The sequence below is a fragment of the Ralstonia sp. SA306 genome (assembly GCF_054792405.1).
The window spans coordinates 1,010,992-1,024,985 of record NZ_CP096452.1 but is presented as its reverse complement, the minus strand read 5'-3'; the positions used below and the strand labels follow the sequence as shown (position 1 = coordinate 1,024,985).

The following is a 13,994-nucleotide window of genomic DNA, read 5'->3' as shown; positions in this document are numbered from 1 at the left end:
ACTCCATTTCAGCCACCCGGCACCCAACGGCGTCGCCAGTGCGCGCACGAATGGGCTCCCGGACTTGTCGAACAGTCTTACGTTGAATTGCGAAACCAGGCTTACGCGCTCGACTATGCGGTCGTCTTTCGATCCTGTGCGCAGCCTTACTTGGTATCGGGATGGAAATGCCGGGATTTGTCTTTGCGCACGCTACCTTTGGCCGGTGTAACTGCCGGCGTGCTTGAGGCGGCAACACCGGTTCGTTCAGCTGTATGGGAGTGCGGTATGACCTTGCTCGCGGCAGGCGCTTCGGGGGCTACGGGCTTGTCGGCATCGGCGGCATACACACTCGCCGACAAGGAAGATGCAGCGAAAATCAATGCAGAAATGATGACTCGGGGTTCCATTTGTTTCTCCTCGCAGGTGATGAACACTATGCTCAGTCTGTGCCGGTAAAGCCTTCGCAAACATGACCCAGAAATGACATTTCAGTCAGGATCATCGAAGCCGACGCGCAGTCTGATTTTGGAGCCAGCGCCAGTAAAGCTCGCTTGCACAGTGCGGCTCATTAGCGACGCTCACCCCGCGGCGGCGTAGAGCTTTCTCGGTCTTCCTTGCTGTTGCCGAGCACCGCGCGCAACACATCGACATGGCGCTGGCCGTGCCGCATCAGACGCTCCGGAAATCGCGAGGCGAGCCAAGCGTAGACGTGATACTTGGCCAACTTGCCAAGCCACAGCGCAGCAATGACCTCCACGACCGGCAGACGAGAGATCGCTGCAAACATGAGTGCGGGGGTCAGAGGCGCCGGCAGCGCTGCAATGACCAACAGCGAGACGACGCCGTAGTGTTTCAGCCAATGCGTCGCGTCACGCCACGCGGCTGAACGCACAACGTCCGGATAGGCTGCGAACAACCGGCTCCATCCCAGGTGATGAAACACAAGGTACAGCGCGAGCGCACCGGTGGCCGCTCCCAGACTTGCCCAAATCGCAATGGACACCCAGCGGCGCGGCGCCAGCAGCACCGCTGCCATGAGCAAGCTTGCGAACGGAACCGACATCGACAGTTCCGCAGCCAGTGCTGCCCCGGCAACCACCAGCGGATACGCGCGTGAGTCGGAGCACCGCGTCAGGGCACGAAGCAGGCCAGATTGCAGGCTGATGCGAAGCATCGGCTGGTTCTCCTCATTGCCAGACGACTAGCACGCCGGCGGAGATCGCGATGGCCTGGACGGCTCGGGGCCAAAGGTCGAATGGACAAGCATGGTTCATGCGGAAACCCCTTCCATCAAGTTCTGCAGAACACTGGACGGCGTTGCAGCAACGCCGATGCAGTAAATACAGTGTTGCACGTGCCAATGCCTCTGGGTTGATCGAAAGCAGCTCCTGATAGGTGTCAGAGGGTAACCAGCGCTGCGTGGGAATGCATAACGGTGTCAGCGCCATGACGCGTGCACACTTGAAATGACGTCGTCACGCCTAGCCTTGATCTAGATAAAGCGACCGTGCGTAGAAAGGTATAGGGTGATTTATGTGGCACGCGGTGCTCGACCAAGGAGGTGGCTCGTGATGGTTCACTGGTTCGACATGGCTGGATACGGTCTGGCCCATTGGATCACCTTTGCCGTCATGGCGCTGGTGTTGCTTTACCCCATTGGCCGGATCTTGATGCGCATTGGCTTCTCGCCATTCTGGGCGGCTCTGGTCTTTGTGCCGCTTTTCAACCTCATCGGGCTTTGGCTGTTGGCCTTCGTTGAATGGCCACGCTCCAGAGGGCCGAGGTAGGGGCCGCTCCGGCGCCCAGCTTTGCCATGTCCTGCAACGCGATGCTTCGTGCGTTTTGTCTGGCGCTCGTCGTGGTGTGCATGCCCGCCGCCACGCGCGCCGCTGAGCCGGACGGGCGCACGCTGGTCGAACGCGTCGATACCTTGCTATGGGGCAAGACGCTGCAGGGTGAATTCGAGATGACCATCACCACCCCCCGCTGGCAGCGCACCTTGGACCTGCGCGCGTGGATGGAGCGGCCACGCCGCTCGTTTATCCGCGTTCGCGCGCCCGCCAAGGAAGCGGGAATCGGATCGTTGCGCATTGGCGCCGAGATGTGGAATTACCTGCCCAACATCGAGCGCACGATCAAGATTCCGCCATCGATGATGCTGCAGCCCTGGATGGGTTCCGACTTCACGAACGACGATCTCGTCAAGCAGAGCAGCGTCGTGGATGACTACACGCACCGGGTTCTGCGTACCGAAAATCTCAACGGCGCCGCATCCTACGTCATCGAGTCGATTCCCAAGCCCGATGCGCCTGTCGTCTGGGGCAAGATTCTTTATTGGGTCCGGCAAGCGGATTCGATTCCGCTCAAGCAGGAGTATTACAACGAGCGTAATGAGCTCGTGCGTGTCCTGACCTTCTCCAATGTCGGCCCGATGGGAGGGCGCGTTATCCCGACCAAATGGGAGATGCGGCCGGTGAACGAGCCCGGCCATTCCACGACGATTACTGTCAAGTCTGCGCAGTATGACCAGCCGTTCGACGTGGATATCTTTACCCAGCGCAACCTGCAAAAGCCATGAACACCGCTGACGTTGTCGTCAAGCTGGCTGGAGTCTCCCGGCTTTACCGGCAGGGCGGAAGTGCCGTGCGTGCGCTGCAGCAAATCAACTTGGAGATCCGCAGGGGCGATTTCGCCGTACTGGTCGGCCCGTCGGGCTCCGGCAAGACGACGCTGCTGAATGTGATCGGCGGTCTCGACTCACCCAGCGAGGGGCGCGTATGGGTCGATGGCACGGAAATCGGGCAACTGGGCAAGAGCGCGCTCTCGGAAATCCGGTTACGCAAAATCGGTTTCGTTTTTCAGGAATTCAACCTGATTCCTGTGCTCTCGGCGCTGGAAAACGTGGAGTTCGTGATGCTCCTGCAGGGCGTGCCGCCCGTGCAGCGGCGCACGCGCGCCATTGCGCTGCTCAATGAGCTTGGCCTCGACGGGTTGGAGAACAGGCGGCCGCAGCAGCTCTCCGGCGGCCAGCAGCAGCGCGTCGCCGTGGCGCGCGCCATCGCGGCCGAGCCGATCATCGTGCTGCCCGACGAGCCGACTGCCAATCTGGATTCGAAAGCCGGCGCTGCGCTTATGGACATGATGAAGACCTTGAACGAGCGGCGCGGTGTGACGTTCGTCTTCTCCACCCACGATCCGATGGTGGTCGAGCGTGCGAGGCGTGTCATCCGCCTGCGTGATGGCCAGGTCGAAGCTGACGAGCGGCGGTCGCCATGATGCTGTCGCTCGCCATCCGCAACGTGCTGCGTAACAGAAGGCGTTCTGCGATCACGATTTCGTCGATCGCCATTGGCCTGATCGCGATGATCTTCCTCTGGGGGTTCACCGACGGAATGAACCGCGAGATGGTTGAAAACACCACGCGCTATTTCGCCGGCGATGCGCAAGTGCACCTCAAGGGGTATCACGACGATCCGATCCTGGATCTCGCGATGCCAGATTCGGCGCCCATCCTGCGCACCGTGCGCGATGAGGCGGGCGTTGCTGCAGCCAGTGTCCGGTTGGAAACCAAAGCACTGGTGAGCCGTGGCGACAAATCGCGCGGCGTCATGCTGGTGGGTATTGAGCCGGCAGACGAAGCGCAGGTGACGATCCTCTCCGATGCAATCGTGTCCGGTCGGCCGCTGGAAAACGAGACGCCTGGTGTCTTGATTGGGGAGAAGCTCGCCGAGTCGCTCGCGGTGCAACCTGGTCAGGACATCGTGTTCGTGGGACAAGGCTACGATGGCTCGATATCGAGTGGCAAGTACCCCGTGCGCGGTATTTTCCGCAGCAAGATCGACGATCTCGATGGCTACGTCGCCGTGATGCCGTTGCCAACGGTACGTGAGTTTCTCTCCGCACCCGGCGGCGCCACCGCGATTGCGCTGCGGCTACGCGATCGAACGGCGCTGGATTCGGTTGGCGTCAATCTTGCGGCCCGTCTGGGCGACCGTTATGAAGTCGTGGGGTGGCCGCGGCTGCTGCCGATGGTAGCGGTCAGCTCTCGCTTTCACGAGGTCACAACCTACGTGGTGCTGCTGGTGTTCTTCGTTGTCGTGGTATTTGCCGTGGCGAACCCGGTGCTCATGTCCGTCATGGAGCGCACGCGCGAGTTCGGCATCATGCTTGCCGTCGGCATGAACCGCGCGCGCGCCCTCCGGCTGGTCCTCTATGAATCGATGCTGCTGGGCCTCGTGGGGCTGGTTGTTGGCAACGCGGTCGGCTGGTCGATCAACGCGTATTTCGCGCGTGCGGGTATTCATCTCCATGCGTTCGAAGCTGGGCTGCGCACGATGCCCGGACTCTCTGATGTCGTTTATCCGGTGGTCAGCGTCGAGCGCGGCATTGTGCTGTCGGTGGCGGTCTTCTTCATTGCCGGGCTCGCAGCGCTTTACCCTGCAGCCAAGGCTGTGCAGCTAAGGCCTATCGAGGCGATTCGTGGGCTCCCGGCTGCCATGCGGGTGTCCTCGCATGACACAGGGGGGCTCGGCTTGCCGGTGTTCGTGCTGCTTGCGCTGCGCAATCTGCTGCGCAATCCACGACGCACCGTTCTCATGGCCGCAGGCGCCGCCTTCGGCATCGTGGGCTTTGTGTTCATTCTGGGGTTCTTCGACGGCTTTTTCGATCAGACCATCGAGAACTCCACGCGCTACCTGACGGGGCACATCCAGATCGAGCGCAAGGGCTTTCGCAAGGACTACGCCCCAGAGCTTGCCATCGACGGTGCCGCCTCGCTGCTGGACGCCGTCCGTGGCACGCCCGGGGTGACTGCCGCCGCGCCGCGCACCCAGACGCAGGCGCTGGCGAGCACCGCCGCGAAATCCGAAGGCATCATGCTGATCGGCATCGATCCGGTGGCGGAAGCCGAGGTCACATTCATCGCCCGCACAGTCGTCCAGGGCCGCGCGCTCGCACCGGGAGCCGATCGCGAGATCATGGTCGGGCGCAAGCTGGCCGACAAGCTTGGTGTTCGACTGGGCGAAAAGATCGTCGTCATGGCCCAGGCCGCCAACGGTGAACTCGGAACGGCAGCGTATCGCGTGGGCGGCATTTTTTCGACGGAGAGTGCCAGTTTCGACGGGGCGTTTGCGTTCGTGACGCTACCAGCCGCGCAGTCGCTGCTGGCGCTCGGTTCGCGCGTCTCCACCATCAATATCCGGCTTGAGGATCGCGCGCGCGTTTCGTCCGCCATCGCCATGCTGCGCGAGCGTATTGGCGCCGCCGACCCGACGGTCGTACCCTGGCAAGAACTCCTGCCGCAGCTCGAAGACATGAGTCGGCTCCTGCGCGTGGTGAGCAATATCATCCTGGCCGTGCTGCTTCTGGTGATCACAAGTGCGGTCATCAACACCGTCTTCATGGCTGTTACCGAGCGCACACGCGAGTTTGGCGTGATGCTGGCGCTCGGCACATCGCCGGCAGCGTTGCGGCGCATGGTCGTGTACGAGACCGTTGCCTTGCTGCTGCTGGCTGCGGCCGTCGGCTATGGTGCCGGTATCGCGCTGGTGCTGTATCTGGGGCATGCCGGCATAGACCTGTCGAGCTTCTTTGCCGGATATTCCGCAATACCTGGGCTGACGGGCATCATCTACCCGCGCGTCGTCAGTGCGACAGTGGTCCCGCCAGGCGTTGCCATGCTGGTCGCAGGCGTGCTGGTATCGCTCTATCCCGCAGCCAAAGCGGCGCGGCTCGATCCTGTGCAGGCGATTCGCCATGTTTAAGCAGACTGTGCTGCTCGGGTTGGCCGCCACGGCAGCGCATTCTGCGATGGCACAGGAAGCCTCGGCTCCCAGCTCTGGGGTGAAGTTCTCCGGCTATTACAAGTCCCTTCTGGAAGGTTCGGAAACAATCCTGCCGGCAGGGCAGCGCTACGTGTTCGACCTCAATCGCCTGCGGCTGGAGGTCAAAGGCAACGTTTCCGACCATGTTGCCGTCGATCTGCAATACGACAATGAAGTGCTGCTCGGCAGCTATTTGCGCACCGCTCAGTTTGGAGCCCAGCAGAGTTTGGCTCCGGACCAATATCTGAATCTCGACGGCACTTACCTCAGGGGCCGCTCGTATGAAGGCAGGCAGCGCCTCTATCGCGGCAATGTCACGCTCTCATCCGGAGACACGGACCTAAGGGTCGGGCGGCAGCGTATTGCGTGGGGGACTGGCCGGTTCTGGAGCCCGCTTGATTTGCTCAACCCGCTCAATCCCATCGCCCTTGAACGCGAGGAACGTGTCGGCGTTGATGCAGTTCTTGCTGAGCACAAGCTTGGCCCGCTTTCCCGCGTGAGTGCGGTGTACGCACCGGAGCACGGCGGCGCACGTTCCAGTGCGGCGCTCAACTGGCACTCGAATGCCGCCGGTGTCGACTATTCGCTGGTCGGGGGCCGCTTCGGAAATGAAGAAGTAGCGGGCGTCGATGTGGCAGGCCAGATAGGCGCCGCTGGCGTGCGCGGCGAGTTCACGCTTGTGCATGCAACAAATGGGGCCAGTTATCAGCGCGCGGTGCTTGCGCTCGATTACGCCTTTGCAAATACGTTGACGCTCAGCGGTGAGCTTTACTACAACGGCGCCGGTACGACCAATCCTGCCGCCTACGATTTCGCGTCCCTGTTCGCTGGCAAGGTTCAGAGTGTTGCCAAGCATTATTTGGGCGGCTACGTGAGCTATGAGATCACTCCGCTACTCAAATGCGAGGGCTATGTCGCGCAGAATCTCGACGACAAGAGCCGGTTCCTGTCACCCGTCCTGAGATATTCCGTTAAGACGAACCTGGACTGGTCGATCGGCGCCCAATTCTTCATGGGCGGCGGCAGTAGCGAGTACGGTCATCTTCGCAACATTTACTTTACCCAGATCCAGTGGTTCTTTTAGCCGACAACACTTGCATTTCCTCAGACTGACCGCCGCAAGCCGGGCCATGAACGGCGGCGTTTCCGAGGACAGTGGAGGGGCCCATGAACGCAACAACCCAGGCAGGTCAGGATCGCGATGAAGGCAACGCAGCGGCTACCGCCGCATTTCCGCGACTGCTGCAGATACTGCGCGCGCTGGCCGGCACGGGCTGGGCGCATTATGTGGAGCGGTTGCATCTGCGGCGCACGGTGTTCGACAGCGCACATGAAACCGCGAAGACCGACTTGCGCGACGCGAAGCGGTTTCGTGAAATGCTGGAGGGCCTCGGTCCGGCATTCGTCAAATTCGGCCAGCTTCTGAGTTTGCGGCGCGACATGCTGCCGGAGAGCTACATCGAGGAGTTACAAAAGCTCCAAGACGACGTCGCGATATTTCCCGGTGACCAGGCGCGCGCCATCATCGAGCGCGAACTGGGAAAACCTGTCGAGGAATTGTTTGCCGAATTCGACGAGACGCCTCTTGCCGCCGCATCGATCGGCCAGGTCCATACGGCGCACCTCATGGACGGCAGTAGCGTTGTGGTCAAGGTGCAGCGCCCCGGCATTGAGCCGATCATTCACGCCGACATCAACATCATGCGGTTTCTTGCCCGGCGGCTGGAGCTCCATGTTCCGGAGGCTCGCCGGTTCGGCCCGTCGGATTTGGTCGAAGAATTCGCGCGGCTCATCAGCGATGAACTGGACTATCACATTGAGGCGCGAAACGGCGACCGCTTGCGTGAGAACTTCGAGGGCGATCCCGATGTCGTTGTGCCGCGCATCTACTGGGACCTGACCAGCCGTCGCGTCCTGACGATGGAGCGCAGTCTCGGCCACAAGCTCGCGCAACAACCTGCGGACCTCGCGCATCGGCAGCAAGTCGCGGAAAAGCTGATGCAGTCATTCCTGAAACAGGTCTTCGAGCACGGGTTCTTCCACGGTGATCCGCATCCTGGCAATGTGTTCCTCCTCGACGATGGCCGGCTATGCCTGCACGACTTCGGCATCATGGGCGAGTTGTCGGCGCATGATCAGGAAGCGCTCGCCCAGCTCATCCTGGCTGTCAGTTCGGCGGACATTGCGTGGATGGTGGACGCTTATTTCGAGATGGGTGTCGCTGCCGAGGGTGTCGACCGCGAGGCCTTCACCCGCGATGCCGCCAAGGCGCTCAGCGCGTATTACGAGGCTGCGGGCAAAGGCTATTCGTTTGGCGAGATCGTGCGGCAGTTCGCACAACTGAGTCAGCGTCACCAGATACGGCTGCCTCGCCAGTTCCTGCTGGTTTCGAAGGCCTTCATGCTGATCGAGGCGCAAGCGCTGACCATGGACCCCAGTTTCAATGCCTTGATGTCGCTGCACGACTATGTGCCGCGCTTGCTTGGCCGCCACGTGTTGCAGGGTCTCAATCTTCCGCTTGCCGATATCAGCCGAGGTTTTCGCACGCAGCGCTCATTGCGTCACGCTGTGAGCAACCTGCCCGACATGTTGAACCGCGCAGTCGAGGTCTTGAGCAGCGGGAAAGCGACGCTTCATATCGAACACGATCAATTGCAAGGCCTGGAAGCGCACATCGACCGGGCGAGCAACCGGTTGAGCCTGAGTCTGATTATCGCCAGCCTTGTCATTGGCTCGTCCATCGTCATGACGTTCCACAGCGGGAACGGGCCGCACTATTGGGGGATTCCGCTGCTGGGACTTGTCGGCTTTGTGGTTGCGTCCGTCATGGGGCTTGCGTGGGCCATCGCCATCCTGCGGTCTGGAAAGCTATAAGGGACGCAGGTGGCAGTTGACCTAGAACACGCTCAACGTGCCGCTTACCAGCTCGCTGACTAGGTCCGGAAGCGCAGTCAACTCTTGTTTGGCGAGTTCGCGGATTTGCCGCTGCTGTGCCGGCGAGAGGCCGCCCGCGGCGACCACGTCGATTGCTGCCAGTTGAGGCTGGTCGATGGGCCGGCCGATTGTCGAGAGTAGGTGGACCGTCACGGCGTTGACGCCATCGACGCCGGCATGGATGCGGCCCGCTAGCCGATGCGCCAGCACGTTGTAGAGCTTGCCGACATGCGCTGCCGGGTTCTTCCCGGCGGCGGCCTCCAGCGACATGGGCCGGTAGGGGGTAATCAGGCTATTGACGCGGTTTCCCCGGCCAACTTCGCCGTCGTCGCCGTGCTCCGCGCTCAAGCCCGTGACGGTCAGGTAGAGTTCGTTCTCGCCGCGCGCTGCAGGGTTATCGAGCGTATTGATCGCGATTTTGCACGCAGGCAGGCGTTTGGCAAGGTAGGCGGAAATCCGGCCCTTCAGCGTGAAGTAGTCTTCGGTGTCTTGCACGCATCGGTCGACGAGTGCAAGTGCAACCGTCAATCGCAGATGCGTATCGTGACGGCTGCCCATGATCTTGTAATCCAGTCCGGCTACCTCGAAGGCTGTTCGAAAATCGCTGGAACGCAAGATCTTTGCGGCACGGAGCACCGCGTTTTCGAGCGAGGAGAGCGGCGCGTAGCCGACTCCAAAAGAGGTGTCGTTGGCCAGCGGGAGCGAGGAGGGTGACGTGACGCGCTGAAGGTTCGGGGCCGAGGGCCGGAGGATCGGCTCAATGCCGATCGCGTTGCCGATGTTGCCCAAGGTCTCGATCAGGTAACCACGGATCGCTTGCTCGACCACCGCCTGGACCGGCGTCGACGGCAACTCCGTCACAGGGCCCGAAACGATCAGCCGCATGGGGCGCAGCACGTCACCGCCACCGAATTTTGGCCGGCTGATGCCGCCGATCAGCAGCGCCTTGTCCAGATTGAAATGCTGGATGGCCCCATAGCTCCCAAGGTATGCCCGGCATAGGGCACGGGCGGCAGCCTCGACCGCGCCGTCGCAAAGGCTGTCGGGGTGACCGATGCCCTTGTGCTCGCACATTTCGGTCTGCGTGGACCATTGCGACGGCACGGCTGTGACCGACAGTGCAATCTCTTCCAGGGCTGGCATAACGGTGCCCCCGTTCTTGTGTCGCGTGATGTTGTCATTCTATGCGTCACGCTCCGTCGATCCAGGGTCCTTGAGGCGTATCAACAGACGCGTCACTTGAGCGACTAGACTGGGATCAACCCAATCCATTGCCTAATGGCGCACACGCTGCGCTGGAACGGTTTTCGGCGCGTCGCGGTGTTCTCCAGGACCTTCCTGCGATCAGATCATGAAAACGACATCTTCCATGCGCAAGCTATGGCTGCCATTCGCGACAATGCTCATTCTGGGTCTCACCGGTTGCGGCTATAACACCATTCAATCCCAGGACGAGCAGGTCAAGGCCGGCTGGTCGGAAGTGGTGAACCAGTACCAGCGCCGCGCCGACCTGGTGCCGAACTTGGTCAACACCGTTAAGGGATACGCCAGCCACGAACGGGAAGTTCTGACGCAGGTGACCGAGGCTCGCGCCCGTGTCGGCTCCATCCAGGCGTCGCCCGCGCTGCTCAACGACCCGCAAGCGTTTGCCCAGTTCCAGGCCGCCCAACGGCAACTCTCAGGGTCACTGTCCAGGCTGCTTGCAGTGTCGGAGAACTATCCCCAGTTGAAGGCGGATGCCGGTTTCCGAGATCTGCAGGCGCAGCTCGAGGGCACGGAAAACCGGATTGTCATTGCACGCAACCGGTACATCCAGGCGGTGCAGAACTACAACGTGACCGTGCGTTCGTTCCCCTCGAATCTGACCGCCATGGCCTTCGGCTATAAAGAAAAGCCCAATTTCACGGTGGCCAACGAAGAGGCCATTGCCAAGCCACCGCAAGTCGAGTTCGGTACCGCGCCCGCAAGCACTCCGGGGATGACGAAATGAACCTGCTCAGGGCCGCGCGCGGAATACTGGTGGCGGTGACGGCTTTTGTGGCGCTCGGCGTCGCGGCTGAGGTGGCTATTCCACCCCTGACAGCGAGGGTGACTGACCAGACCGGCACGCTGACACCGGAGCAGCAGGCCACGCTGGAAGCCTCCCTGCAGGCTTTTGAGGCGAAGAAAGGCTCGCAGGTTGGGGTGCTCATTGTTCCCACTACCCAGCCGGAGACGATCGAGCAGTATTCGATTCGTGTGGTCGAGCAGTGGAAACTAGGCCGCAAGCGCGTGGATGACGGAGCGTTGCTCATCATCGCAAAGGACGATCGTGCGGTGCGCATCGAAGTCGGCTACGGCTTGGAAGGCGTCCTGACAGACGCGGCAAGCAAGCGCATCATCAGCGAAGTGATTGTGCCGCAGTTTAGGCAAGGCAACTTCTACGGTGGCGTGGCGGCAGGCGTCAGCAGCATCCTTGCCGTGATCGAGGGAGAGCCGCTACCGCCACCGACGGAACGGAATGGCTACAGCCCCAATTCGATTCGGTCGTATATGCCTGTCATTCTGCTTCTCACCCTGGTGTTGGGCGGCGTGTTGCGGGCAATGCTGGGCCGCTTTCCTGGGGCGGTGGCGACGGGCGGCGCGGTCGGCCTGCTCGCATGGGCTCTTTCGGGCGCGATGTTCGTCGCCGTTTTTGCCGGGGCCATCGCGCTCATGTTCACGCTGCTCGGCGGCGGTATGGGCGCCCATGTGGGCTCGCGCAGCATTGGCGGGCGCATGGGTGGTGGCGGATTCGGCGGCGGCGGCGGGGGTTTTGGCGGCGGTGGAGCTTCGGGCAAATGGTAAGGGCAAATATTAGGCGCATGGTGAGCCATCTGCCGATGACCCATTGGCAGGTCAGACGCGCATTCCCGCGCGAGACGATGCATGCAATCGAGCAGGCCATCGCGCAGAGCGAGTCCTCTCATGTCGGGCATCTCTGTTTTGCCGTGGAGGGCGCGCTGAGTTTTCCTGCCTTGCTGAAGGGGCTCTCGCCGCGAGCGCGCGCGCTTGAAGTCTTCTCGCAGCTACATGTCTGGGATACCGAGCTGAACAATGGCGTCTTGATCTATCTCCTGTTGGCGGACCGCTCCGTTGAGATCGTGGCTGATCGCGGTATCCATGCGAAGGTTGGCGCCCACGGGTGGGAGTCGATCTGCAGGCAGATGGAGACGGCGTTCCAACAGGGTGAGCACCAGCGCGGGGTTATTGAAGGCGTGCAGGCTGTCATCCAGAGTCTGACGCTGCATTTTCCGGCGCGCGATCGTCGCCGAGACGAATTACCCGACAAGCCCGTGATTTTGTGAGCGCCGAATTCAACGCTCCAATCCCGGTGCAGTCGCGTTAGGAGGTCAACATGTTCCATCGCTCCCCTGACTGCGTGTCGCGCGACCTTCCTCCCGAATGACGAACTCGTAATTTCAACGTCATCGCCCAGTCAGGGGCTGATTCCTATAGTGGCTCGCAAAGCAAGTTTTTTAACTCAGCCACATTAGGAGAATGCGATGAACCGAATCAAGAAGACTTCTGTGATTGCCGCTGCGCTGCTCGCTCTCGGCGCGAACATTGCTACCGCGGCAACCTTCAGCAGCGGTGCAAATGGTCAACGTGACGTCTACACCGACGGCGGGCGCATGACACGCGACGCCTATACAGACGGCTCGCGTTCGACGAGCACGCGCGATCCTTATACCGACGGCGGCAAGGCGGGGAAGTTTGAAATTTATTCGGACGGGGCGTGGGCTGGAGACACACGCTATCCTTCCAGCGAAGGCGCATCCACGTAACGGGCGAACCAGGGAAGTGAACATTCCAGACATGAACTTCCCGTCTGGGCTTTAGACATTCGGCCCTCGGCGAAAAGGTCAGAGGGCGTTGAATCACAAGGGTGGGACCCGCCGCATTGGAGGTATCGCCGTCACGCGCGATGCCTTCCCTTCGCAGTTCGTCTAGTACCGGGTCGTGGGGCTTGAGGTGGCGCAAGACTACGCTCAGCCTGCCGGGCTACACCCCACCAGCGCAACGCCGCCAGGGAACCGAGCAGCAATATGGCTGCCGCGGCCCAGAACGGCGCGAGCGGATTCCACCCGAACAAGCTGCCGGCCCCAACTGAGCCCAGGGCCTGCCCCAGGTTGCCCGCGGCAGCCTGCCGTGCAAGCAGCGACCCAGCAAAGGTTCGATCGCGTTCCAGCAGTTCGTACGACAGCACGGGCCCGATCATCCCGATGCCGGTGGCTACCACCGCAATCAACAGCCCGAGTGCGCCAGCGCCCGGCACCAGCGCGGCAAATCCAAGTGCGGCGGCCGAGGCGATGAAGGCACCCGCGACCCAGCGCTGGTCGATGCGCCGACGTACCGCGGGGAACAGCAGCAAGGACTGCGCACCCAACATCGCGAGGCTGCAGGTGACGAACATGGCCGCCATCGTCGAGTTCGACAGTCCCAGCGTCTGGCCGCCAAACAGGCTAAAGCCCACTTCGAATGTCCCTGTGGCAAACGACGCCAGCGTCGCCAGCAGCATGGAGGCGCCGACGAATTGCCGGCGCTCGCGGCTCATGCTGCGCAATGTACTGATTCCGGCGTCCGTCGGGCGCGGCGATTGCAGGCATCGGGGTGCCGTCAGCAGCAGCGGCAGACCGACGGTCACGACTGCCAGCGCCGGCCAGTTGACCATGCCTGCCATTTGTCCGGCGCGCACGCCCATCACGGGACCCGACAGCCAACTCCCGAAGGCGGGCCCCGCCAGGAAGCCAACGGACGCAGCATTGCCGATGAGTACGAAGCGCCGGCTGCGTTGCACGGCGTCGCTGATGTCGGTTACGTAGGCCTGGGCCCCCGGCACGATGGCGGCCGCGCCAGCACCGGCGATCAACCGGCTGACATAGATCATGGCCAGGCTGGGCGTCAACGCGGCAGCCGCGGTCCCGAGCAGGTACGTTGCAAAGCCCGCGATCAAAACCACCGCCCGGCCATGCCGGTCGGATTGGCGGCCCCACCACGGCGCGAAGACGAATAGGGCGAGCGTGTAGACGCCGCCCAGCATGCCGACATGCCACGCGAGCGTCTGCCGCGTGACGTTGCCCAGATACTGCGATAGGTACAACTGCAGCAGCGGCAGCCCCGCACCGTAGCCGAGCGCGACGACAAACACCATCGCCAGCAGCACCACCAATGTGGGCCATACAGCCCGCTCGGTCGGCGGCGGAAGGGGAGCAGTTGGGACGTCGCGCATGCTGT

General features: G+C 62.0%; 14 protein-coding genes. 10 read left to right on the top strand and 4 right to left on the bottom strand.

Features of this window, described 5'->3' with window-relative positions:
- Nucleotides 1-146: 146 nt before the first annotated feature.
- A complete protein-coding gene (locus M1D44_RS21190) occupies nt 147-389 on the bottom strand; it encodes a hypothetical protein (protein WP_024978818.1) in 243 nt (80 codons plus the stop codon).
- Nucleotides 390-550: 161 nt separating this feature from the next.
- A complete protein-coding gene (locus M1D44_RS21185; protein WP_316852366.1) occupies nt 551-1,156 on the bottom strand; it encodes a YqaA family protein in 606 nt (201 codons plus the stop codon).
- Between the two features lie 397 nt (nt 1,157-1,553).
- On the opposite strand from M1D44_RS21185, the gene M1D44_RS21180 reads away from it, so the two are divergent.
- From M1D44_RS21180 to M1D44_RS21155, 6 genes are all read left to right on the top strand, one after another.
- A complete protein-coding gene (locus M1D44_RS21180; protein ID WP_037032338.1) occupies nt 1,554-1,769 on the top strand; it encodes a hypothetical protein in 216 nt (71 codons plus the stop codon).
- Nucleotides 1,742-2,560: an outer membrane lipoprotein-sorting protein gene (locus M1D44_RS21175; protein WP_316852365.1), complete on the top strand. Its 819-nt coding sequence runs from the start codon at nt 1,742-1,744 to the stop codon at nt 2,558-2,560. Before M1D44_RS21180 ends, M1D44_RS21175 begins: the two co-directional genes overlap by 28 nt.
- Nucleotides 2,557-3,258: an ABC transporter ATP-binding protein gene (locus M1D44_RS21170; RefSeq protein WP_316852364.1), complete on the top strand. Its 702-nt coding sequence runs from the start codon at nt 2,557-2,559 to the stop codon at nt 3,256-3,258. The genes M1D44_RS21175 and M1D44_RS21170 overlap by 4 nt, the downstream gene beginning before the upstream one ends.
- Nucleotides 3,255-5,744, top strand: a complete 2,490-nt coding sequence (locus M1D44_RS21165) for an ABC transporter permease (RefSeq protein ID WP_316852363.1) — start codon at nt 3,255-3,257, stop codon at nt 5,742-5,744. The genes M1D44_RS21170 and M1D44_RS21165 overlap by 4 nt, the downstream gene beginning before the upstream one ends.
- Entirely contained in the window at nt 5,737-6,888 is a 1,152-nt protein-coding gene (locus tag M1D44_RS21160; protein ID WP_316852362.1) for a DUF1302 domain-containing protein, read from the top strand. The genes M1D44_RS21165 and M1D44_RS21160 overlap by 8 nt, the downstream gene beginning before the upstream one ends.
- Before the next feature lie 83 nt (nt 6,889-6,971).
- Entirely contained in the window at nt 6,972-8,678 is a 1,707-nt protein-coding gene (locus M1D44_RS21155; RefSeq protein WP_316852361.1) for an ABC1 kinase family protein, read from the top strand.
- 21 nt (nt 8,679-8,699) lie between these two features.
- On the opposite strand, the gene M1D44_RS21150 is transcribed toward M1D44_RS21155, so the two are convergent.
- Nucleotides 8,700-9,881: a methionine adenosyltransferase gene (locus M1D44_RS21150; protein ID WP_316852360.1), complete on the bottom strand. Its 1,182-nt coding sequence runs from the start codon at nt 9,879-9,881 to the stop codon at nt 8,700-8,702.
- Between the two features lie 226 nt (nt 9,882-10,107).
- Here M1D44_RS21150 and M1D44_RS21145 point away from each other — a divergent pair, with 226 nt between their 5' ends.
- The 4 genes from M1D44_RS21145 to M1D44_RS21130 all read left to right on the top strand — a co-directional run bounded on the left by M1D44_RS21145 (nt 10,108) and on the right by M1D44_RS21130 (nt 12,544).
- Entirely contained in the window at nt 10,108-10,728 is a 621-nt protein-coding gene (locus M1D44_RS21145) for a LemA family protein (protein WP_024978827.1), read from the top strand.
- Nucleotides 10,725-11,564 carry a TPM domain-containing protein gene (locus M1D44_RS21140; protein WP_024978828.1) on the top strand — a complete coding sequence of 280 codons (840 nt, stop codon included), beginning with the start codon at nt 10,725-10,727 and terminating at the stop codon, nt 11,562-11,564. The genes M1D44_RS21145 and M1D44_RS21140 overlap by 4 nt, the downstream gene beginning before the upstream one ends.
- A complete protein-coding gene (locus M1D44_RS21135) occupies nt 11,558-12,064 on the top strand; it encodes a TPM domain-containing protein (RefSeq protein ID WP_316852359.1) in 507 nt (168 codons plus the stop codon). Before M1D44_RS21140 ends, M1D44_RS21135 begins: the two co-directional genes overlap by 7 nt.
- 198 nt (nt 12,065-12,262) lie before the next feature.
- Nucleotides 12,263-12,544, top strand: a complete 282-nt coding sequence (locus M1D44_RS21130) for a hypothetical protein (RefSeq protein WP_316852358.1) — start codon at nt 12,263-12,265, stop codon at nt 12,542-12,544.
- A 131-nt stretch (nt 12,545-12,675) separates the two neighbouring features.
- Here the strand turns inward: M1D44_RS21130 and M1D44_RS21125 are convergent, their stop codons facing one another.
- On the bottom strand, nt 12,676-13,989 hold the full coding sequence (locus M1D44_RS21125) for an MFS transporter (protein ID WP_316852357.1): 1,314 nt from the start codon (nt 13,987-13,989) through the stop codon (nt 12,676-12,678).
- Nucleotides 13,990-13,994 lie beyond the last annotated feature (5 nt).